The 23,714-nt window shown below is 38.7% G+C and carries 24 protein-coding genes; all 24 read left to right on the top strand.

Annotated features, from left to right (window positions below):
• Window positions 1-122 precede the first annotated feature (122 nt).
• Entirely contained in the window at window positions 123-449 is a 327-nt protein-coding gene (locus E2R53_RS18585; protein ID WP_286166294.1) for a hypothetical protein, read from the top strand.
• A gap of 48 nt (window positions 450-497) precedes the next feature.
• The gene (locus tag E2R53_RS18580) at window positions 498-1,820 is read left to right on the top strand and encodes a hypothetical protein (protein WP_133313258.1); all 1,323 of its coding nucleotides are present in this window, start codon (window positions 498-500) and stop codon (window positions 1,818-1,820) included.
• The gene (locus E2R53_RS18575; protein ID WP_133313257.1) at window positions 1,813-2,217 is read left to right on the top strand and encodes a hypothetical protein; all 405 of its coding nucleotides are present in this window, start codon (window positions 1,813-1,815) and stop codon (window positions 2,215-2,217) included. Before E2R53_RS18580 ends, E2R53_RS18575 begins: the two co-directional genes overlap by 8 nt.
• Window positions 2,214-2,618: an SseB family protein gene (locus E2R53_RS18570; RefSeq protein ID WP_133313256.1), complete on the top strand. Its 405-nt coding sequence runs from the start codon at window positions 2,214-2,216 to the stop codon at window positions 2,616-2,618. The genes E2R53_RS18575 and E2R53_RS18570 overlap by 4 nt, the downstream gene beginning before the upstream one ends.
• A gap of 239 nt (window positions 2,619-2,857) precedes the next feature.
• On the top strand, window positions 2,858-3,106 hold the full coding sequence (locus E2R53_RS18565; protein ID WP_133313255.1) for a hypothetical protein: 249 nt from the start codon (window positions 2,858-2,860) through the stop codon (window positions 3,104-3,106).
• Window positions 3,107-3,490: 384 nt separating this feature from the next.
• Window positions 3,491-6,205 carry a GTPase domain-containing protein gene (locus E2R53_RS18560; protein WP_133313254.1) on the top strand — a complete coding sequence of 905 codons (2,715 nt, stop codon included), beginning with the start codon at window positions 3,491-3,493 and terminating at the stop codon, window positions 6,203-6,205.
• A gap of 149 nt (window positions 6,206-6,354) precedes the next feature.
• Window positions 6,355-7,188, top strand: coding sequence for a hypothetical protein (locus E2R53_RS18555; protein WP_133313253.1), 834 nt, complete (start codon window positions 6,355-6,357; stop codon window positions 7,186-7,188).
• Window positions 7,189-7,317: 129 nt separating this feature from the next.
• Window positions 7,318-8,298 (top strand): glycosyl hydrolase family 28-related protein, encoded by a 981-nt coding sequence (locus E2R53_RS18550; protein ID WP_133313252.1) that lies wholly within the window; start codon window positions 7,318-7,320, stop codon window positions 8,296-8,298.
• A 270-nt stretch (window positions 8,299-8,568) separates the two neighbouring features.
• Window positions 8,569-9,489 carry an NAD-dependent epimerase/dehydratase family protein gene (locus E2R53_RS18545; protein ID WP_133313251.1) on the top strand — a complete coding sequence of 307 codons (921 nt, stop codon included), beginning with the start codon at window positions 8,569-8,571 and terminating at the stop codon, window positions 9,487-9,489.
• A gap of 34 nt (window positions 9,490-9,523) precedes the next feature.
• On the top strand, window positions 9,524-10,267 hold the full coding sequence (locus E2R53_RS18540; protein WP_133313250.1) for a YveK family protein: 744 nt from the start codon (window positions 9,524-9,526) through the stop codon (window positions 10,265-10,267).
• Window positions 10,260-10,898, top strand: coding sequence for a CpsD/CapB family tyrosine-protein kinase (locus tag E2R53_RS18535; protein WP_133313249.1), 639 nt, complete (start codon window positions 10,260-10,262; stop codon window positions 10,896-10,898). The genes E2R53_RS18540 and E2R53_RS18535 overlap by 8 nt, the downstream gene beginning before the upstream one ends.
• A 45-nt stretch (window positions 10,899-10,943) precedes the next feature.
• Complete coding sequence (locus E2R53_RS18530; protein WP_133313248.1) at window positions 10,944-12,404, top strand: oligosaccharide flippase family protein; 1,461 nt, start codon at window positions 10,944-10,946, stop codon at window positions 12,402-12,404.
• Window positions 12,394-13,650, top strand: coding sequence for an O-antigen ligase family protein (locus tag E2R53_RS18525; protein ID WP_133313247.1), 1,257 nt, complete (start codon window positions 12,394-12,396; stop codon window positions 13,648-13,650). Before E2R53_RS18530 ends, E2R53_RS18525 begins: the two co-directional genes overlap by 11 nt.
• On the top strand, window positions 13,651-14,706 hold the full coding sequence (locus E2R53_RS18520) for a glycosyltransferase family 4 protein (RefSeq protein WP_133313246.1): 1,056 nt from the start codon (window positions 13,651-13,653) through the stop codon (window positions 14,704-14,706).
• A 49-nt stretch (window positions 14,707-14,755) separates the two neighbouring features.
• Window positions 14,756-16,426 carry a glucosamine inositolphosphorylceramide transferase family protein gene (locus E2R53_RS18515; RefSeq protein WP_133313245.1) on the top strand — a complete coding sequence of 557 codons (1,671 nt, stop codon included), beginning with the start codon at window positions 14,756-14,758 and terminating at the stop codon, window positions 16,424-16,426.
• 110 nt (window positions 16,427-16,536) lie between these two features.
• Window positions 16,537-17,937 (top strand): sugar transferase, encoded by a 1,401-nt coding sequence (locus E2R53_RS18510; RefSeq protein WP_133313244.1) that lies wholly within the window; start codon window positions 16,537-16,539, stop codon window positions 17,935-17,937.
• 31 nt (window positions 17,938-17,968) lie between these two features.
• Entirely contained in the window at window positions 17,969-18,742 is a 774-nt protein-coding gene (locus E2R53_RS18505; protein WP_133313243.1) for a glycosyltransferase family 2 protein, read from the top strand.
• Between the two features lie 49 nt (window positions 18,743-18,791).
• Window positions 18,792-19,850: an acyltransferase family protein gene (locus tag E2R53_RS18500; protein WP_165971032.1), complete on the top strand. Its 1,059-nt coding sequence runs from the start codon at window positions 18,792-18,794 to the stop codon at window positions 19,848-19,850.
• 39 nt (window positions 19,851-19,889) lie between these two features.
• Window positions 19,890-20,204, top strand: a complete 315-nt coding sequence (locus E2R53_RS18495) for a helix-turn-helix domain-containing protein (RefSeq protein ID WP_133313241.1) — start codon at window positions 19,890-19,892, stop codon at window positions 20,202-20,204.
• Window positions 20,205-20,461: 257 nt separating this feature from the next.
• Entirely contained in the window at window positions 20,462-21,223 is a 762-nt protein-coding gene (locus E2R53_RS18490; protein WP_133313240.1) for a threonine/serine exporter family protein, read from the top strand.
• Window positions 21,224-21,241: 18 nt separating this feature from the next.
• A complete protein-coding gene (locus E2R53_RS18485) occupies window positions 21,242-21,688 on the top strand; it encodes a threonine/serine exporter family protein (RefSeq protein WP_133313239.1) in 447 nt (148 codons plus the stop codon).
• Window positions 21,689-22,283: 595 nt separating this feature from the next.
• Complete coding sequence (locus E2R53_RS18480) at window positions 22,284-22,655, top strand: glycerol-3-phosphate responsive antiterminator (RefSeq protein ID WP_286166293.1); 372 nt, start codon at window positions 22,284-22,286, stop codon at window positions 22,653-22,655.
• Window positions 22,607-22,744: a hypothetical protein gene (locus E2R53_RS23665; RefSeq protein WP_353653487.1), complete on the top strand. Its 138-nt coding sequence runs from the start codon at window positions 22,607-22,609 to the stop codon at window positions 22,742-22,744. Before E2R53_RS18480 ends, E2R53_RS23665 begins: the two co-directional genes overlap by 49 nt.
• 79 nt (window positions 22,745-22,823) lie before the next feature.
• A complete protein-coding gene (locus E2R53_RS18475) occupies window positions 22,824-23,567 on the top strand; it encodes a glycerophosphodiester phosphodiesterase (RefSeq protein WP_133313238.1) in 744 nt (247 codons plus the stop codon).
• Window positions 23,568-23,714 lie beyond the last annotated feature (147 nt).

The following is a 23,714-nucleotide window of genomic DNA, read 5'->3' as shown; positions in this document are numbered from 1 at the left end:
TCTTTTCTAGTCATATTCGCCTACGTGTAAAAATAGTTTAATAGATAGTTGCCGGATTCATCCCCATATTTTAACATAACTATAAGATGCTTCTAAATCAGGAAGAAGGACGTGGAAAGAACTTGTTGGATACGATCGAAGACTTCTTTGAAGACTTGGAGAGAAAGAGAAAGCAGGCCGAATACAACCGGGATGCAGATGAACTCGAAGCATACCTTGCTGCTATTAAGAATGCAATGGGTACGTTTGATGACGGCGTTTATCATTTTAATAACATTCATCAGCAGTATGCAGATGAATGGACCGGCCAGACAAAATTAGCCTATGAAAGTATTAGAGATGACATTCGTGTCACTTATCATCATATATACGAAATGAAGGATGAGCTTTTTCAGGAACTCAGAAATGAAATCGGAAGGCTTAGGGAACTTGCTGCTGGCCTCGCCTGATACAGCGCTGCAAATGGTTTAAAGGGAAAAAGGAGAGGTAGACCGCATATGGAAATTAAAATTAGACCGGAAGAACTTGAAGATTTCGCGCAGCGCATTGAGCAATCCCGTTCTTATACGGGAGATGCACTTGATCTGTTAAACTGGGAATCTGCCAGACTGCGCTTTACCTCTGTTGCACGTGTAGACAGGGCTCTTGATCTTCAGGAAGAGATCCGTCATCTGGTTAATCGGTTTCATACACTGACGCAAGATGCAAAAACATTAATTGAAAACACCGCAAATGGCATGAGAGAAGCAGATGAGGCCGCCAAATCGTCTGCTTCTTCGGGCTGGGGCGGTTTTTTCTCCGGTCTGTGGGATGGTGCTAAAAATGGGCTTACAGATGCCTGGGACGGGCTCGTATCCCTTACAGAATGGGAAACATATGAAGCTATGTGGGATGCCATCATTCACCCCCTTGAAACCCTTGAGTCCATGTGGAACACGCTCTCAGAAGCCTGGGAAACAAAAGTAATAAATGGTGATGTATACAGCCGGACGGAATTCTTTACATATGGTGTCGTCTCTATTGGACTTGGTCTTCTCGGAGGCAAGGGAATTGATAAGCTGGGAAAAGCTGCGAAGCTGACAAAAGTTCCAGATGGGACATCCTCTAAGCCGAAAGTTGCGACCGAGACTCACGGGATGGATACGAGTTTTGATTATGCAAAGCTTTCGCAGGGGAAAGGGTTTGCAGCGGAGATTGATTCGGTGCTTGGTGAAGCAGGGCTTTTAAAGGACGAATTCTTAACCCTTCAAGCCCAATATTACAAGGATTTAACGCCTGAGGAATTGGACAAAATGCATCAAGTCCGGGAAGCTGTACCGGCTGTCAATGGTTCAACCGTTTTGCAGAAGGTCATTGACCAGGATAAGCTAGAGCTGTATTTATCTGGTCAACTTACAGACGTAGGGGGATGCATAGCGAAGATGGATGATGTCAGCGACATTACATCGTCTGCAGATATGTACAATTCCTTGCGGATGGACTATCCGAACACACCGTTTTCACCTGACAAAGAATACGCTGTGATCCGATTTACAACAGAACAAAGCGAACGGCTAAAGATACCATATGCAGAAGAGCTTAACAGCCCTCATGCAGCAAAGCCTAATGAATATATCAGCTATCCTCAAACAGGGCATGGATTTACAGCGGCTGAAAATGGTAAGATTGTCCCTGAGTTTGAAACGATTTATGGAACTAACGCGAGACCAAGCGCCGGTGAAATCTACGTTGTTAAAGACGGCGCAGAAGAACTGGTTGGAATCTATGATAAATATGATCAAAGATTTTACAGTATAGAGGAGTTAAACAGTCATGATTAAAAAAGGAGAATACGGCATCTATAAAGGGAAAGAGTATTCAATCATCCCTGAAGGAAGCGGAAAGGTCACTTTGCGCACGCGTGACAAAGCAGCTCAAGGAGCGGGATTTCAGGCAGCAGGATTGAAGAAGAACATTTTCATTAAAGAAATTGCTCAATCTGAATTAGAGAATGCCTATGAGTATAAACCTTATGCCATCTATAAAGGCCGGGAATTTATTGTGGAAGGCGTCAATGAGGCAGAACGGACAGTCATCTTGAAATCCATTGATCCAAACACAGTAGATGATCATGGATTTTCATCACTCGGAAAATATGAGTATATAAAAACTGTTGATTTTGAAGAAGTAAGCATCTCAGAGAAAAAGAGCCCGATTTTGGGATTCGGAGAAAAATGAGCAATCCATTCAACACCTTAGAAAAAGCTTTGATTGATGCCATGAGTCACAGCGATAAAATAGCTGACTTTTACGAAAAACTCGGGAAAAGTACGATTTGGCTGATTAAAAAGCAAACAAGTGAACTAGATGCCGATGGACAAGATGTATTATTTTCGCTGAAGCAGGTTCAGATAATGGAGAAGAAAACCCGGAAGCTATTGCCTGTCTTTTCTTCAAAATTTCCAATCGAGAAAATGTTCAAGAACAGTACAGCCATTGCTGTATCCTTTCAAGAAGTGCTTAACCAGATAGATGGACAAACAGGGATTATATTAAATCCGGACACCCCGTTATCAAAGCTGCTTATTCCGCAAGAGCTAGATATGATGAGAAAGAAACAGAACTTTTTTAAAGGCTGAGTTTTATAGAAGAGTTGGCATGGTAATGATATTTGGAATTAGGGAGGAGGTTAATCCTCTCTTTTTCTTTTAAATAGGGGCGGATGCTACATGATTAAAAAAGGGAAGTATGCGGTGTATAGAGGAAAAGAATACTCTATTATTGCAAGGAACAATCAAGTGAAATTAATATCCAGAGACTCCTCAGATATATATTGAATGGTTTCGTCATCAGTTCAAAAAGTATTACAGGTGTTTATGTGAAGTCTGTCGATAAAGAAGATCTTGATGATGCTTATGAAATCATCCCATCAACGTTCTATAAAGGATTTGATTTTGGCATCATCGGTTATGATAATGAGAGCCAGAAAATCATTCTTATGACAAGCAATCCTGAGGCATGGAAGAAGCTGAACCTGGAAACCCATTCCAAGTACGAGTATACAGTATGTATTCCTTTTTATGAGTTGGATGTATTTGAAGAGAGAGTGTCGATACTTGGGTTTTAGTTTCAAAGATAAATAGAAGGTTTTAAAATCTCGGAAAAAGGCACCATAGAAAAGGTGTCTTTTATTATTTTCAACAGAAGGTTCGGAAACGAATTAGCTTATTTTACCTGTAAAATAAGTCTTTAGAATCACTCGACCACTATATAAGGAAAAATTATCCTTTTAATTACCGGTGTTTGCCATTAATTCAATGAATTCTGGATAATACATACATCTAAATTCCAACTTAAAGCCCAGTGAGATATCATTGTTTATTCCAACTAGATCCTTTGTAGTGTAAAAACGGTCAAAACGGGTATACACAAATAAAGCATTCTAAATGCATCTTTTGATAGAATAGACTATTATAGATAAGTTTCTAGTGTACGTTAGGTGGAGGATAAAATGACAAACGATAAACAGTTGATTCATAAAGCATATTTTGAAAGGTTTATGGAAGACAGTGCTTCCGCTCAGCCGGTACAGGTGCTCGGCGAACTTTATTTCGAGGAGCAGGCAAAGGAAGTATATGATCTGTCCTTTATTCGCTTCGCGCAGGGCGAGGTCTATTTTCACAACAAAGATTATGAGACAGCTATTTTTAAGTGGGAAAATATCAGCAATGAATTAGAGCCATGGGCCAAGAAAAATATTGCGGACTCTTATTATGCGCTTGGTCTTCTTTCAGCTGCAGAGGATATTTACACATCCATTCAAAGTGATTCGAAGACTTTGAAGATGGAAGTGGCGCTTGAATTATTTTCACTCTATTTAGTAAGGGACAAGATTGAACTTGCATATAAGGTCATTAAAAAGGCACTGGATATAAATTCTGATTATCCGAATGTAACGGATCTTGCCCGATCTTTCTATGAGGATCAGCAGGATTGGAAGAATGCCGTGGAGCTTGCTGTAAGTGAGGGCATGCGGACGGAATCGCTGCAATGGTTTGAGCTGCTGGATGAATATGTTCAAGCAGGATATACGAAATCGTTTGATCCGGAATATTTTTATCAGCCGCTTATTTCTCTGTTCCGAATCAATCAAAAATCATTTCAGAAAGTTACGGCTTCCTTGTGGGAAAGCTACCGCCATGAAGACTCTTACTTATCATGGCTGAAAACCGTTAATACCATTTTCCTTAATGTTGAAGTGCAGCCGTTTGAATCATGGACGAAGATGTCTGATATTCATCAGAACACTTACTTAAGTGTGATTAATGGCACTTATTTGGTAAAGGATTTAGAGGATATCGTTCCTGTCCTATTATCAAACTGGCAAAAGCTTGCAAATCAGTCAAAAGCGTTATTTGCGGCAACTGCTGTGCTTGCATGGAGTGAAATTTTCCCTTCAGCAATGGATGCGGAGAGTCTTAAGACAGCTGAAAAGCTGATCTTTAATTCTGAACATGACAGCATCAGTCTTGAATACAGCCTGGACTTATTTAAATCTCTTGTTGCTTGGGCTGAAAACAACCATATCGAAGTGGGCTATAAAAAGAAATGGCTTGTTTCCGGGCTTTCGGATCTAAATACATCCCATCTTTTAATCAGCGGCACTTCTGAAAGCGGCAAATCTGATTTTATTAATCATATCCTTCACGAAAATCTGGTCAGCCGCACGGGTTCACCTGTATTTGTACGATCTGAAGGTGATTTGGCGGAGATGAATGAAATTACTGATGCCGGCATCAAAAGGATATCTGATAATCCCGAGTATCAGGAATCAGAAAATACGTGGATTGAAGTGAAGTGGCCATCTGCTCTATTAGAAGAAAACAAGACGGTATTCTTGCATACACCTGAACTTGACCGTCTTGGAGATGTAGAACAAACAGCTGAATTTCTTCCGATATCAGACGGAATGCTATTTGTCCTTGATAAAAATACGCCTTTTAACGAGCACGAGCTTGAACTGCTGATGAAGCTTCAGGAATATGCTGTTGATACACCGTTTCACTTTATTCTGAATCACTCATCTGAACAGTGGAAATTGGCAGAAGAGCTGCAGGGAACCATCAACCAGTTCTTCCCGCAGTCTCAGGTTTTTGCTTTTTCACCTGATCATCTTAATGGATTGAAAGAATTCTTAAATACTGTTTTCAGCAGATCGGATGCAAAGCTTGAAGAGAAACGCACGGCAAAACTTCTTTATTTCATTCGCAAGACACTCACGGATCTTTTGAACAAACGGGTTCAAATGGAGAATCGATTAGTAGAGTCGGTGAAATGGAACGAGGATATCTTAGTAAGACTGAACGGTTTCATGAATCATTTAAGAGACGTGGAGCAGGAAAAGGCAAAAACCATCTCAGCTTCCTATCGTGAAGTAACTGCCGAGATGAAAAGAGACATGGCTGTGCAGCTGCCGAAAATATTGCGCAGCTGTTCAGCTCATATCAGCGAAAACAGTGATTTCAGCCAGATTCACATCACATTAAACAAGAAAATGAATGAAGAAATAGACGCGTATGTTCATCAGAACCTGATTCCAAAGTTTCAGACAGCTCTCCGGGAATGGCTTGCACAATCAAATGAAGAGCTGAATGAAAGTCAGGCATATCTTGATGAAATGAGCCTATCTTTCAACGGTTTATACGGCGTAGAAAAAATGAAGCTTCTCTGCGATTTTAAAATCATTGAAGACTGGCGCCGGGATTTAAACCGAATGACAAGCAGAGCGGATGTTGACGAGCAGAATATCCTGCTCAGATTCAAGCCGACTGAATTCCTGCTGAAAAGTGCAGGAAAACTGTTCGCTGCGATGCCTCAAAATAAATCAATGCTGTACAACCAATATAAAAAATATGTTGAAAGCAAAAACTACGAGGACACAGCAGAAGAAATTTCAAAAAAATTCTTCCTCGAATTCGGCTTATTTGAAAAAGCTCTAAAAGCGGACATCATCATGTTCTTCCAAAATCCGATTCTGTATGTAGAACAGACTATTAAAGAATCAGAAAATGAAATTGCAAGTTCAAAAGCAACGCTTGAGAAAATGAAAGCAAGTCCTGAAATCTATTACGATCCATTGCGCCTCTTCGAAGTAAGACTCCTTCAATATGAATTTATGGTGAAGGCGAATGAGGAAAATACGTATTCTCATAACCTGAATAAATAGTCGTTTTTCTTTGCCCGCTGATTCTATTAGCGGGCTTTTTCTTCTATAAAAATACGTAGCAATCAGCAGAATTCGACATAAAATAAAGTAATACTTCGCTGTGAGATTAATAGTACGGCAAAGTAACAAATTATACAGGACGTGAACATATGAGTGTGTTGGTAGAAAATTTTCAGGGCGCGAACGATTCAGCCAAAATACAGGCAGCGATTGATTATGCAAAGAACAATGCAGATAAGCTAGTGGAGCTTGGAAATAGGGAATATATTATTACGGGTCCAATTGTGATTAAAGAGGGTGTCAAACTATTATTCAATTACGGTTCCCGTTTCATTGTCTATGGTAACTTCCGCGTCATTGAGCTGCAAAAAAATGCATCTCTTTCAGGTGCTTATATCGCAATAGATGATTCAACATTTAATTCAGTTGTGATTTATTTGGACGGAAAGTACAAATACTACAACACCTGGAACAAATCAAAAATTGAAAACGTAAATATCATAAATTGGAGTGAGAGTTATAAAGGAACAGGCCTTTCTCTCTACTCAAACGGCACAGGTCATGAAATTTCCTTTGTCAACTTCGAAAATATCAATTTTGCAGGACTCAATACAGCAGTAAAGCTTCAGGCAGTCAAACCTGCCAGCGGCTACAGCTGGGTGAATGCAAACCGTTTTGTCAATTTCTCAATTGATGATTGTGTGAATGCAGTCGTATTGACTTCAAGCGAAACGATTCCAAATGAATGCAGCGGCAATCAGTTTGTAAATATGCAGATTCAGCCTTCAGGTATGACGAATAAATTGTTAACGATTAATGGGCAGTATAATGAATTTAATGGAGTTGCATGGGACCTCCAGCTGATTACACATACTAGACCAATTGTTGAATTTACCGCAGCAAGCTCATACAATACAGTGAACTTCATGAGTATTCCTGTTGAAAAAATGCTAGACAGAGGACGCTTTAATAAGAAAAATTGATCATCTTCTTAAGTGAATTGACAGCTGACAATTCACTTTTTTATTTTTTCATAGAGAGAATATTGAAGGAAATGAGCCTGTAAAAGAAGAAATCATTGATGTTGGTCAAGATATAGAAGGAGGAAGAAAATGGCGATAAAGAAAGTGCTTTCCCTATCAGTGCTCTTCGTTTTAGTTATAATCACAGTCCTATTAGCTGTACAAATATTTGGTGATAAAAAGAGCCGTGAAAGGGAGGAATATGTGAGCGCCAGTGATTTTGGAGCTGATGGAGAAGACCTTGAGGATGATGCCAAGGCTATTCAAAAAGCGATTGATCACAGTCATTCTTCTAAAATAGGCAAAGTCAGACTGACTGGCAATCATCACTATGTGATAAAATCAGGTTTGCATTTGAAAGAAGGAGTCGAATTAGAACTCGGACAAAATACAAAGATCTATGTTGAGGGGAATTTCCGGGCGATTGTGCTTGAGAAGAATGCTTCTATAACCAATGGAATCATTGAGGTGACCAACGCTGAGTTCGATTCGGAGGTCATTTATTTAAATGGCAGGGAAAAGTTTTGGTCTGCAGAGAGAACAAGAGTTCACAACGTGGCGATAATAAATTCCAGCGGAAGCAATAAAGGCAAAGCTATAAATCTTTATGCGAAAGGACCCAATCATTTTATCAGTTTTGTCAATTTTTCAGAAATAAACATAGCAGGCTTTGAATATGGAATCTATTTGAAGTCTGAAAAGCCTCCAGGTGATGAATACAGCTTTATAAATGGGAACCGATTTACAAATATTACTCTGGACAATTGTTTGACCGGCATTGCCATTGACAGTTCTATATCTGTTCCTAATGAGAGTACAGGAAACCAGTTCACAGGGATTCAAATTCAATTGACGGAAAAAACGGAGAAAGCAATCTATGTAAGCGGCTCTGACAACTATTTTGAAGCGATGATCTGGGATCCGCATGAAATCGATCAAACTGTTTCTTTGATAGAGTTTTCCCCTGAGTCAATGAGAAGTTATCTTCGGACAAATCTTGAAAGCGACTATATTGAAGATAATGGAGAATCCAATAATCTTACTTATTACAGCGCAATCGAAAAAAACTAATTGCTAAGTTTAACTTCCTGAAATTCGGGAAGTTTTTTAATTACAAACTTTTTAAAGAACGATATTACCAGAAATGTTCTTTATAAAATACGAATTATTGAGCAAATAAGAGAATGAAGGAGATACTGAACGTAATCGTTCTTAAATGAGAATAAATAACCGGATACAGAGTTTTCTATTTAGAACGAAAGAGATTATACTCAGTTTATAGTTCGCTAAAAAGAACAAAATAATGATCTTTTATGCCATTTAGACTAGGGAGTGAATGAAGTGAAAGTATTAGTTACGGGCGGGGCGGGATTCATTGGGTCACATATTGTAGATGAATTATTGGAGAAAAAGTATGAAGTTGTGGTTATTGACAATTTAATAACCGGGCAAGAAAGCAGAATACCGAACGGTGTGAAATTAATCAAGGCAGATATAAGAGAATCCTTAGATTCAGCCTTCATGTCAGAAAAGCCTGATGTGGTCATTCACCAGGCAGCTCAAGTTTCGGTGGCAAATTCTACATTGCAGCCGTTATATGATGCTGATGAAAACATCATGGGAACAATTAATTTATTGAATTTATCTGTTAAATATAACATCAAGAAATTTATCTTTGCTTCGTCCGCTGCAGTATATGGAAACCCCGGTCAATTGCCTATAACTGAAAATCATCCCCCGCAGCCTATTTCATTTTACGGATTGTCTAAGCTGACTGCTGAATCATATATAGAGTTATTTTCAAAATTTTATGGCCTATCATACGCTATTTTAAGGTATTCAAATGTATATGGAATGAGACAGGATGCAAATGGTGAAGCAGGCGTCATTGCAATCTTCAAAGAAAAAATATTGTCAGGAAAAAATCCGAATATTTTTGGAGATGGACATCAGACAAGAGATTTTGTTTTTGTAAAAGATGTCGCAAAGGCAAATGCAGCAGCTGTCACTTATGGAGAAAATGGTATTTATAATATCAGCAGCAGTTCTCAAGTAACGGTTCTTGATATCATTCAGGAATTTGAAAGTAATTCAAACTTCCATGTAACACCTTTGTTCTGTGATGCAAGAGAAGGCGATATACGAGATAGTGTCTTATCGAATGATAAAGCAAGATCAGAACTGAAATGGTCACCGGAGGATACGATCAGATCCGGATTAAAAAAGACAATCGATCACGACGAAGCTGTAAGCATCCGCTAGAAAAAATTTGAAGGAAAAAGGATTGTAGGAGGCTATGATGGACGAAAGAATAGATTTAAAGAAATTCTTAAAAATTATCAGAAAAAGAATGATGATCATTGTTCTAACTGCAATCAGCCTGCTTGGATTAACGGCTCTTATGACAATCTATGTCATTAAACCAACCTATGAGGCAACGGAATATATTCTCGTAGGGAAGCTTCAAAAAGTAGATGGAGAATATAGTGATACACAGGATATTAATAGACTGCTTGCATCATCAATTGACTTTATTAAAAGCCCGATTGTTCTCAATACAGTCGCGGAAGAATTTAATTTGAGCGATGAAGATAAGCTTGAAGAAAAAATTATTGTTCAAAACAGCAAGGATTCTCAAATCATCAATATTGTCGTGAGAGACAGCGACGATGAATTTGCAAAGGATCTTGCTGGTTTTACTGCAAGTACATCTGTGCAAAAAATGAATGATGTCTTCAAAGTGAATGATATTAAAGTTTTGAGAGATGGAGAGACTCAGGTAGTGAGAATCAGCAATCCCATTTTAAACTTGGCAATCGGTCTCTTTTTGGGAGTGTTTTTCGGTATTGCTCTTGCCATGGTAAGGGAGTATTTTGACGATTCAGTAAAGGGTGTAGATGAGATCGAACAATCGCTCGGACTTCCGGTAATAGGACAGGTTCATTTGAAGGCCAAGCAGCACATGAAATTCACCTATAAAAAGCAGCAGAAGAAACAGGGCGAAAATAAGATACACGGCCGGGGGGATGTAAGTGTTTAATTTACGCAAATCTTCAAAAATTTCTAATGTGAGCTTAGATTATAGTCTGTTAAGCAGCGAACAAATTAGAATGATCCGTATGAATGTCGAAAATGCTTTAAAAAAAGACTCGTTTATTTTAATGGTCACCTCTCCTGACAAAGATGAAGATGAGGCTTTACTATCTTCAAAACTGGCTATTGCTTTTTCAGAGCAAAAAAAGAGAGTTCTCCTTGTCGATGCTAATCTCCGCAATCCATCCATACATTCTTTATTTGCTGCAGATAATACAAACGGACTGGCAAATGCCGTTTCTCAAGGCAAAAAAATGCGGATGTATACAAAGAACACGTTCATTGAGAATTTATCTATTTTGCCTGCCGGAACTGTTTCGGAGAACACTCCGAATGTATTTGTCAGCCGTAACCTGGAAGAATCACTGAATGGCTGGACGGCAGAATTTGATGTAATCATTATCGAGGCACCGGCATTCTTGGAAAGATCTGATACTCAAATAGTAGCAGAGCATTGTGATGGAATCGTTTTAGTAGTTAAGGCAAACAAGACAAAAAAAGAAAAAATCGTGAAAACGAAAAGTTATTTAGAAAGAGCAAAGAAGAGTATTGTTGGAGTCATCTATCAGACAGGGTAAAAAAATAATACGCAGTTTTGGTCATTAAGTAAGGTGGTTAGCTAAGTGGGGAAAACTCAAAGAAATTCTATTGCTAAAAACATCCTGCATTTGTTTTACAGCACGGCACTTTCCAGCGCTCTCAATGCTGCTGCGCTGATTATTCTGGCATACTACCTTCAATCCCACAATTATGGATTGTTCAGTGTAGCTTTAGCGTTTGCGATGATTATGGGCTATTTTACAGATGCAGGCCTCAGCGATATCGTACTGCGGGAAGGTTCAAAAGATGAGGTGGATGTTCCTGCCCTTATTGCTTCTTATATAAAATTAAGAGCGGCATTAATGTTTGCTACTTTCATGATTGGTTTTCTTTTTATTAATTTAACCTACGATTCTAATCCGGAATTAATAAAAACAGCGTACTTTCTGATTATTCCCATGGTAATAGGCATCGCCATGCAGAGTATAGGCACAACGTTTTTTCAGTTGATTGAGAAGATGCAGTATTATGGAGCCATCCGAATCATATCTGCTTTCATGCTGATCAGTACAGTTTCTTTAGGGATGGTCTTTTCCTTAAATCCTTATGTTATTTGTTTTCTATATGGTTTTTCTTATTTTTCAGCTGGCCTGGTTGGAGTTATTCTTGTAAGGAAAACGATAAATATTCCATTAAGAAGTCAATTTCATAGAGGAATTTTACATGGAATAGGCTCATTTACAATCGGCGGACTGCTGTTTGTCACCCTTCCTCATTTAGGGACTCTTATATTAGAGAAAACTCTTACATTAACAGAAGTTGGACTGTTTGCAGTTGCTTACCGGATTCCCCAGGCGCTTCAGCAGCTTCCGTATATTGTAGCAGGAGCTTTTTATCCGGTATTATTCAGAAACTTTAATAGCCTGCAGCTGAAAGAGCATTTAAGATTAAGCACCCTGCAAATAAAAGTAACCGTTCTTCTTGGGGCAGCTATTACTGTACCGGTCTATCATATGTCAGATTTCATTGTCACACGCTTATTTGGCGAAGGCTGGATAAATGCTTCCACTCCGTTAAAAGTCTTGGCGTTAATGCTGATACTTCAGTCTGTCAGTATTTCATTGGCGGATGGATTAACAACTAGGGGACTGCAATTCCAGCGTACCTTGATTCAGTTTCTGGCATTGATTATCGGAGCCGTTTTATACTTCTATTTCAGTAAACTGCATGGTGTAGTTGGTGCCGCTTTTGCAGGAATTGCTATAGAAACAATTGCATTATTAGGTTTTTGGCTGATGATCCCCAATCGCTATCACTTGGCTGTTAAAGCAATTGTTCCTTACCTGATCTTTATTGGGGCAACCATTTTTACTGCGGACTATCTGCTTCATTCCTACTCCATTCTTGCAGCTGGATTCAATCTTCTGATTTTGTCTGCAGTGCTTATAGCTGACAAAGAATTATATGGAAATATAAAAACTTTTTTAGCAGAAAAATGGAAAAGAAAACAGTGGGAGGGCAAGGAGGCAGATCATGGAATATAAGCTGAATTCTCATCTTCCTGCAAACAAAACAGTACTGGTTGTTTTTCTCCTTATTACATTAGGAAAGTTCGGCATAGATTTAGGGTTTTCTTTAAAACCCTATATGATTTTTCTGATGTTATTTGTCATCATCCATGTTTCAGCTTTTTATTTTGAAAAACTACAGATCTTTGAAATAGCACTTCTTGTATTTTATATGACATACAGTTTTTCGGGTGCATTCTCATTATATCCTTCCTCAAGTCTGCGCATCATATTGGGCATTTCACTCTATCTTGCTTGTTACTTTATTTTGAAATCTATTCTTAGGAATTCAAACGACTCCATCATTGAAAGATCAATAGCGAATGTAGGAATCTTCTTTAATATAACGAGCCTTCTTCTTTATATAGCTGGGTTAAAGACACTTTCTTTAGGGAGTGATGAAGGGGAAAGGATTTCTCATCTGGGAGTCATGGTGGACAGAAGCTATCCCAGATTAATCGGTCTGCTGCAGGATCCTAACTTTTTCGTCTTTTACAATACCATCTTTTTTGCCTACTTTTTATGCAATGCGAATACGCTTAAAAACAGATTGGGATTAATCCTATGTCTTGTTACAAATCTATTAACCTTTTCAAGAGGCGGTTTATTGGCGCTCATCATTATCTTTACCATATACATTTTATTGAATAACCTGGTAAAGCAATTTCAAATCCTTCTGGGATTGGCAGCGTCATTAGCCATTATTGCTTACATTGCAATTGTACAGCTCAAGTTCGATATATTCGGGATACTGGATTCCCGCATTAACGATTTTTCAAATGATGGGGGAAGCGGAAGGTTTGAACTATGGGGACGTGCATGGGATTACTTTTCATCAAATGTTGTGCTGGGTATAGGAGCCTTTAATTTCTCAGATTATAATTCTTTTCAATATCAAGATACTTTGACAGTCCATAATACCTTTTTGGATATCTTATCTGAATCTGGGATCCTCGGTTTTTCCTGCTATCTATTATTTATTTCATTCGTCATTTTTCAGCTGATTGAAAGCAGGGTTTATAAGAAGAAACCATACCTTTTTTTAGCTTTTATAGGCTTTGTTTTTCAAATGGTCTCTCTATCCGTCATTATTAACGACATCTTCTTTATGTATCTGGCTATTCTCTCTATCTATTTAACGAATGAAAAGCAGAATCGTGTAAAAGAGATCGAGAGCAAAAATGACGATAATATGAGTTTTACAAAGGAAGTGATTCATTAGATGAATGTTCTCATTATGACAGACAAACTTATTACAGGAGGGGCTGAAAATTATTTTTGCAGTTTAGAGAATCAGCTGACCCATCCCGATTTAACCATTTTTTCTGCAGCTGCACCAGGAGAGCTGTACCCGAAAATAAAAAACAAAAACCACTTTATTGAAATGAAAAGAAAGTCTCATATGTACAATTTGCTGTTAATTAAAGAGAAAATAATGAACCATAACATTGATATCGTCCATGCAAACAGTTTGAGAATGGTTTTGTACACAATCGTTTGCAGCTTTTTGGCAAAGAGGAAAATGAAACTGATTTATACAAAGCATAATGTAACAGCTTTAGAAAAAAAGCTTCCAGGGCTTTTTTGCAGGGTGATCAATAAATTTGTTGATAGAGTCATTACGGTGAGTGACTTTGAAAAAAACAACTTAATGGAATTGGGAATTAAAAAAGAAAAAATTAGAACCATTTACAATGGAGTCAATCTAAAGCAGTTCAAATTTAATAGAAAAGATGGGCAGGAAATAAAAAAAGTAGGGATTCTTGCAAGACTATCAGTTGAAAAGAATCATGAATTGTTTATAGAGATCGCTGATAAATTAAAGCATCATCCTGACTTGATGTTTTACATTGCAGGGGATGGTCCTGAGTATGCCAACATTCAAAACAAAATTGCCGAACTGAATCTGCAGACGAAAGTGAAGCTTTTAGGAGCGGTAAACACACCTGAAAAATTCATTAGAGAGATGGATGTTTTGCTTCTAACATCTGAAAGAGAAGTGTTTCCTATGGTCATACTAGAGGCCATGGCAGTTGGCACACCTATTATCTCTATTGATAGGGGCGGTATAAGAGAAGCGGTCAGAGACCATTCAACCGGTTTTCTCATATCTGATCACTCAGCAGAGGATTTCAGTTCCAGATTAATCTACCTTGCAGAAAACAAAAGTGTTCAATCTGATGTCATTGAAAATGCAAGAAAGCGGGTAACAGAGGATTTTACTTTAGAAAAAATGCTTGATCATACACTAGATGAATACCTGAAATATGCTCAGTAAGTTCAGACAAAAAGTGTATGGCTGTAATACGGTTTGAGGGGGTGAGCGGATGCCGGATCAAAAAGTCCTGCGTTTTGGAATTATATGCCAATATTCAAAAATCGAGGATTGGAAGCTTAGAAGTATAATAGACATGCAAAAGAAACGACAGGCCGAGCTCAGTCTTATCATAAAACCAGCTAGAATAGAAAGCAGTGAACGCAAGAAACGTATAATGGCCCCATCTGTTAAAAAACGGTTCAAGAGTTTACAGCTTCAAGATTTGCTCAATGAGTACAGCGGCATACCCGTTCTTGATTACCAGGATGATCATCATAGCAATGAGCAAGTAAGAAAAGCAGAGCTGGATTTTATTATTGATTTTGACGGCCTTCTAGGCAGGGAATTTACAGCCTCCTGCAAATATGGCGTATGGGCTTTTCAGCAGGGAGATGAACAGTCATACTCTTACGGATCTTCCTGTTTTTGGGAGATTTATAACGATGAATCTGTCACAGCAGTCAGCTTGTATAGATATGCGGAAAAAAAGGATGAAAAAATTCTATTAAAAAAAGGGTATTTTGCAACAATAAAAGATTCGTATATGAAAAATAAAGATCATATTTGTTCATCTGTTAGTGCTTGGCCATCAATGGTATGCAAAGATATATTAAACGGCAATGCAGCTTATTTGAACGGAAATCCTGCAGTTTCAACATCAGCAAAGGCATTCGGTAGTCCAACTCAGGTTCAATGGTTCATTTTCTATAGTAAGCTGATCAGGAATAAAATAAAAAAACTAGTTACACAATTATTTTGTTATGAATACTGGAATGTCGGGCTGGTCAATCAGTCTATTGAAAATCTTTTAAATGAAACTCAGCCTGCAATTAAATGGCTGGTTGAAAAAAAAGACCTTTATTACGCGGATCCATTTGGATATGAAGAAAATGGAAGACTTCACATTCTAATGGAGGAATTAGATCACAAAGTCGTCAACGGCTATATCTCAAAACTGGATGTAAATCTTGGCGGAGATAAGGATGTTACGATTGATTCCTCAATCATCAGACTTCCATCACATATGTCCTATCCGTATATCCTGCACCATAAGGAAGATGTGTTTTGTATTCCGGAAACATCAGAGGAGAACGAAGTAGCGGTGTATCAATTAAATAAAATAACAAAAAAATGGATCAAGGCGAAAACAATTCTGGAAGGATTTCCGGCGGTAGACGCTACTATTGTAAAGCATGAAGATAGATGGTGGATGTTTTGCACCAGAGGCGGGACTGAATCTCAAACCCATAATTGCGAACTGCATCTTTTTTACGCAGAGCATTTATTTGGAGAGTGGAAAGCGCACAAACAAAACCCCGTGAAGATTGATATCCGCTCAAGCAGACCTGCAGGTACACCTTTTTATCAAGAAGGTTCTTTATACAGGCCTGCCCAGGATTGTTCTGAAACATATGGCGGAAGAATCGTGCTGAACAAAATAATAACCTTAACAACCACTCAATTTATTGAAGAACCTGCATCCCACGTACAGCCTGAGAAAAACAGTCTTTATCCGGATGGAGTTCACACGCTGTCATCATTAAACAGCCAGTGGACACTTATTGATGGAAAGCGGTTTGATTACAGCATTTTTCATCTTTTTAAAAAGCTGCATAAATTCAAACCTGTAAAGCGTCTGGAAATAGAAAAACATTCGGATAAGCACGTTCGTAACGTGTAGGAAGAAGCATTTTTTTAAAGTTTTTGTTCTTTATTAAGAATATATAGATGTCGTTATTCTTGTTAAAGAACCCTCATTGAGTTGATTCAGAAAGAGAGGAGAAAGAATAGATGATAAATAAGAATCCTGGTGCAAATGCTCATAGAATCTTCTTGGTTTTTTTTGATATTGCCTTGGTGTATATATCTTTTAGTTTTTCCCATTGGATTCATGCAGAAGGTTTATCCATAGATTTAGGAGTGAAAATTGACAATTCACTAATATTCTTTCTCTTAATTAGTTCCTTTTTAAGCTTTTACTTATTTGATTTATATGTAGATTGGCGCAGGAAAAGTGTACGCAATCTGCTTTATTCCGTTATTTTATCTTCATTGACTTTGTCAGGACTGATGCTTGTGATGCTCATGATAAAAGGGGCTGTGATGTCCATTCCTTTCATTATTACGGCTTTTTGCATACAAACCGTCATGCTGTGCACCATGCGCTTTCTTTTTTGGCATCAGCTTAAGCGCATATATGCAAACAAGAAGGTGTTAATCGTAGGTGAGGATTATGAGACGAGCTTAAAGATGGCTGATAAATTCCTTAGCCAGAAGCAGGAATGGTTTATTATCAGCGATTTTCTTCCTCTTGTTAAAAAAGAGTTTTTATTAAGCAAACTTCAATCTGCAGATGCAGTATTAATAGCACCTGAAATAAACAAACACGAAGCATCAGAAATCGTCAGTCTGTGTGTGAAAAATGAAAAAGAGGTACTGATTGTGCCGCACCTCTTTGAACTGTTTATTGCAGGATCTGAACCGGAGCAAATTGACGATATGCTGGTTTTATCGATTAAGCCACCCATGCTAAATCAAACTCAAAATCAGTTAAAGCGTGTCATTGATGTCATTGTTTCTGCCGCCATGCTGATTCTTTCTACCCCGATTATCATTGCACTTTTTACATTAATACCGCTGACTTCAAAGGGCCCAGCCATTTTTAAACAGGAACGCATCGGACAAGGCGGAAAACCATATTTACTGTATAAATTCAGAAGTATGGTACAGGATGCTGAAATCCAGACAGGACCGGTACTGGCAAGTGATAAGGATCCGAGAATAACAAAACTCGGAAGCTTCATGCGGGCAACACGATTAGATGAAATACCGCAGCTGTTTAATGTACTAAAAGGAGATATGAGTTTAATTGGCCCTAGACCTGAAAGAGAGTTCTTTATTATGAAGTTCGAGCAGGATATTCCTGACTATAAGTACAGGCTAAGGGTAAAACCAGGCATTACTGGACTGGCTCAAGTTTTAGCAAATTACACAACTTCCGTCGAAGATAAGCTTAGATATGATTTGATGTATGTGCGCAACTATTCCTTCATGCTGGATTTAAAAATCTTTTTACAGACGATCAGGGTTGTCCTGCAGAGAGATCAGGCACAAGGCTTAAAGGAAGAGAGCATGTTGAGGAAACAGAAGCTTATTCAAACGCTTGAACAAAATCAAGCAATAAATCAATGATCCGCAGAGGAATTATAAAGGAGGCAGTCCTTTGAGTACTGATAATGAACGTCTGGTGTCTATCATAACGCCAAGCTATAATGCTTCTAAATATATTAGAGAAACGATTCAATCTGTTAAAAATCAGACATACAGTCATTTTGAAATGATTATCGTGGACGATTGCTCTAAGGATGAAACGCGGGATATTATCCGCTCAGAGATGGAAAATGATAAGAGAATAAGATTAATAGAACTAGCTGATAATAGCGGACCTGCTGCTGCCCGCAACTATGCTATTAATCTTGCAAACGGCGATTACCTGGCTTTCCTGGACAGTGATGATTTGTGGCATCCGGACAAACTGAAAAAACAAGTTCAATTCATGGAAGACGGCGGTTTTGCTTTTTCTTACACCAATTACCGGATGATGAATGAGAACGGTGAGAAAACGGATGCAGTTGTTAATGTTCCGGCCAAGACCAGTTATGAAGGCTTACTGAAAAATACGATGATTGCTACATTAACTGTCATGATTGACAAACGGAAAACAGGTGCCGTTCAAATGGATTTATATCGGGATTGTTCTGAAGATTACGGTCTTTGGCTCTCCATTTTAGCGAACGGCATAGAAGCGCATGGACTCAGGGAAGAATTAGCCTTTTATAGAAAATGCGAAAATTCGCTTTCCAGCAATAAATTGAAATCTGCTGTGAAAACCTGGAACACATACAGGAAGATTCGAAACATTAACCGTTTCTCTGCTATGTGGTACTTTGCCAATTATTCCATTAATGCATTTAAAAAACACGCTAAAACCTATTGAAATTCAAATCCTTACTTTTGGATTATATCTCGCAAAGCAGGTGTTAATAATGGTTGAAAATAAAGCCGGAAGACTGTCAATGGTGCAAGTTTCAAGAGGCATTGCCATCCTATTTGTATTAATAGGGCACCTCAATATCCTGTACTACAGCAAATTCCAATACGACTGGTTTTATATGGGCAGATGGGAAAGAACGGGAGGTGTGGATTTTTTCTTTATTGTGACAGGTTTTATGATTTATTACTTGTACCATAGACACATTGGGGTACAATCAAAAGCCCGTGAATTCTTATTGAAAAGGCTGATCAGGATTTACCCATTGTTATGGATATTTACGATTGTCACAATCATTCTTTTCCGTTTATTTCCTTCACTTGGAAATGGATACACAACTGAGGAAATCATTAAATCCCTGATTCTTTTTCCGATGAAAGAGCCCATTATTTCATCAGCGTGGTCGCTTAGCCATGTCATGTTCTTCTATCTTTTATTCGCTAGTTTAATGTTCAGCCCCAGAGTCTTTAAACCGATCTTAATAGGCTGGGCTTCAGCCACTGTTTTCATCGAATTAGTTTTTCCGGAAGTTGCTTCATTTCTATTCAGTTTCAGCACCCTGGAAATTGTTTGCGGCAGTCTGGTTGCATATTTAATGCTGAATTATAAACTAGGATATTCAACACTGATGATCATTTTGGGTTTTGCAGGCTTTCTATTTGTTTGGATGAATAATGTATATGACTTTGCAGCAATACATGCACCGCTTCTCTATTGCTTATTCTCCATGCTGATTATGCTCGGTATATCTATAAAGGACAGGAAGGTAAGAGAAATCCCTAAAAGTCTATCATTGATGGGGGATGCTTCATACTCGATTTACATTACACACGGCCCATTTTTGCAACTGTATATTTTCATCTTTCAAAAGCTCCATGTTATAGGTTCACTTGGATACTTTTTATCCATGTGTCTTGTCATTCTTTGTACCGTTTTATCTGCATGTGCAGTTTACAAGATAATAGAAAAGCCAATGTCAAAAAAATTAAGAAGCATGGTCTTTGGAAGAGCTAAATCTCCAAAAGTCAGTCCTGCCATTGCTAAAACGTCGTAAGTTGTATAAAGAAATATATACTTGAAGAAGGTGTTTAAATTGATTGGGGAGAGAGTAAAAAGGCTTCGACAAGAAAAAGATCTGTCTATATCTGAGTTAGCGGCTATAACCGGTGTGGCAAAGTCCTATATAAGTTCCATTGAAAGAAATATTAAATCCAACCCCTCTATTCACATTCTGGAGAAGATAGCTGAGGGATTGGATGTACCTCTCCTTACCATCTTAAGTGAGAATGAAACTGCTGAGAATATCGACTCAGAGTGGTTATATCTCCTGAAAAAAGCGATAGATACAGGCTTAACGAAGGATCAATTTGAAGAATTTATTACGATTAGAATGCTGAAAAATAAATAAAAACATGATTTATCCCTGGATTCCATTAATTCCTAAATCATCCGCCATTTTATCCAATCTATTCTTCCCCGCGAACTTCCGAAGTTTTCGTTTATATCCTCAAAAATCTTTTTGGCTATAAATCCCCTTTTGCTGACGCGATAGGGTTTTTTATCATGGAAATTGATAATCCCCCAAAACTCATATAAACTGAAACAAACCACAAACACAAATCCTGACTTGAAGGGGAATATCAAGCTATTGGAGAGAACATACAGATGAAGATTCAGCAAAATTATTCATATGAGATCATGGAGGTTTGTCTGCTTGCCGGAAAAATCATGCTGATCAGCGGAGCTGAAACGTACCGGGTCGAAGATACGATGATGCGGATTGCTGCATCTTACGGTGTGAAAGATTCGCATAGTTATGTAACCCCGACAGGCATTATTTTTTCGATTGAGTCTGATCAGCCGACAAAGACGAAGTTAATTCGGATTATGGAACGGACAACGGATTTAGATAAGGTGACGAATGTAAATGCCATTTCAAGAAAAATAAGCAATGGCGAATTAAATGTAGATGAAGCTTATGATCTGTTAAAAGAGATTGAGGATGCAAAGTCTACATACTCTCTTGCTTTACAGGTAATAGCAGCAGCGATTGCAAGCGGCTGCTTTCTGATTATGTTTCAGGGGCAGTGGTCTGATTTCTTCCCCGCGGTTTTAGCAGGCGGGCTCGGTTTTATGGCTGTTATCTATTTTCATCGCCTGGTGCCAATCAAATTCTTCTCGGAATTTCTGGCATCCTTTCTTATTGGTCTTCTTGCTTATTTATTTGTAATGACCGGCCTCGGGACAGAGATGGATAAAGTCATAATTGGGTCTGTCATGCCTTTAGTTCCGGGTCTTCTTCTTACAAATGCAGTCAGGGATTTAATGGCTGGCCATTTAATATCGGGACTTTCAAAAGGAGCGGAAGCATTTTTAACTGCATTTGCCATCGGCTCTGGGATTGCCGTTGTTTTTTTACTATTTTAAGACAGGAGAGATTGAGTCATGTGGATACTTGGACAGCTGGTGACAAGCTTTATATCTACAGCTGCATTCGGTATTATTTTTCAGGCCCCAAAACCCTCCCTTATAAAATGCGGATTGGTGGGGATGTGCGGGTGGCTGATTTACATATCATTGGTTGGCTATGGACTAGACGCAGTTCCAGCTACTGTTGTTGCTGCTGTTTTTGTAGCCGTTACAAGTCAGGTTTTTGCAAAAATCTATAAAACTCCGATTATTATTTTCAGCGTAGCCGGCATTATTCCATTGGTTCCTGGGGGAATGGCATATGACGCAATGAGGAATTTCGTTGAGAATGACTATAATACCGCGATTACATTAGCTGCAAAAGCTTTTATGATTTCAGGTTCCATCGCGATCGGACTTATTTTTTCTGAAGTGATTAATCAAGTCATTAGAAGATCTCAGCTTCGTACAAAGGTTAAGTAAACGGGGGATTGACATGAGCTTCAAAAAAACACCATGATAGGCACGCTCGCTTATAAGCTCAGTCAGAAGCACTTAGATGAGATTGGCAGAGTATCTAAAGAGTGTGCGTTGAAATAGTTCAGTATAGAATGATAAGGATACCAATTGCAACGAAATTGGTATCCTTTTTTTTGTGGTTCTTGGAAAAGAATCTTGGAGCAGTGCTTGCTGATGGGAGGAATTATAGACAAGGTATGATTACCCTAAACCAAAGAAGAAGACCTGTATAGGCACCCATACACCCGCTTTGAGCAACCAAAACAATGCAGCATTCCTGCAAGAGCATCCTGCAACCGCACTGATCCCCAATCCGCCAATTCCCAAGGCAGATTCTGCTGAACGATTTCTTTTTTTTTTACAAATCCCTAACATTTCCTTCATATTAATCTACATTACCTTCATACTGGGTTTACTTTGGGGAGGTATGATGAAACTCGTGAAGGACAAGTGAATATAACCAGGTTGAGATATTGAGAAACCATAAAAAAACATAGGTGATAGATAAAGCCCAAGTTTTTTTATGGTTTTTATTTTTATATAAGGGGCTGAAACAGCCATGGATACCCACCAGGAATTCATAAAGCGTCTGCATGAAGACCGGCTGATTGCTGCAATAAAAGATCCGAAAAGCTTTGACAGGTTTATGGAAACGGATATTCAGTCCGCGTTTTTGCTCATGGGCAATATAAGTTTGATCAAGCGGTATGTTGATTTGCTGAAAAAGCATGATCGTCACGTTTTTTTACACTTGGAAAAGATACCTGGCATCAGCTATGACCGTGAAGGTCTGAAGTTCATTGCGAAATTTGTGAAGCCCACTGGAATCGTCACAACAAAGAGTTCCCTTATTCAATTTGCCAAAAATGAAGGCCGCTTGCCATCCAGAGGCTCTTTCTCATCGATACGGATGCTGTTGCAAATGGACTGAAAACCGTAAATGAAATCCAGCCGCACGCACTTGAAGTGATGCTCTTGAAACAGCAGGAAAGAAACAAGGGAAATAATACAGGGAGCTGACGAATCACTCTCCTCGAGATTCGTCAGTTCCTATTTTGAAAGAATCTTAGAGTAACATCATAGAAAGGAGTAGGAAGCCATGAGTAAACGAGTTGAAATATATGCACACAGGGGATGCAGCGGAGAGTATCCGGAGAACACATTGGCTGCATTTGAAGCATCGTGTGAAATTGGAGCGGATGGCATTGAGCTTGATGTGCAGTTGACAAAGGACGGAGAAGTTGTTGTCATACATGATGAACGTATTGACCGGACAACGAATGGGATTGGATTTGTTAAAGACTTCAGGTACAAACAATTAAAGCTGTTTGATGCAGGCAGCTGGTTTCATCCCAAGTATTCTCGGCAAATGATCCCGTCTTTACAGGATGTTTTAGATTTAATCAAAACGAGCCGTCCTGAAATGAAAGTAAATATTGAACTGAAAAATGATGTCCTCCTCTATGAAGGGATGGAAGAAAAGGTGCTTGAATGTATTTGGCGGTCTGGAATGGCGGACTCAGTCATTCTCTCATCCTTCCAATTTAAAAGCATGGGGAAAATACGAGAGTTGGACAACAGCATTCAAACGGCCCTTTTATTCGAAGGAATCCCATCTAACATCATTGAAGAAGCAAGGAAGGTTCGCGCTAATGCTCTCCACTCTGAAGCTTCTTTTGCCATTTCAGCTGCTGGAAAGAGAGTTATTGATGCAGGATATCCTCTTAGAGTGTTTACAGTAAATCAGACTGAAAAACTGGAGGCTTTGGCCAGATCGGGTGTTTCCGCGCTTATTACTGACTACCCGGAAATGTTTTTAGAGAATAAGAGTGTGCCTTTTTAGGCGCATTCTTTCTTTAAAAGATAAGAAAGTATAAAATTTTGCGCTTCGATGGCGAGCGGAATCGCTCAGGCTCCTCGGTCAGAACGGATCCGTAAGTATTGGCAAAAAGCGCTTTTACTGGCGGATCCTTATCTGTCATGCCCGCGC

Source organism: Peribacillus frigoritolerans (genome assembly GCF_004358755.1).
Classification (GTDB): Bacteria; Bacillota; Bacilli; order Bacillales; family Bacillaceae; genus Bacillus_P.
This window is presented reverse-complemented; position numbering and strand designations above follow the sequence as displayed.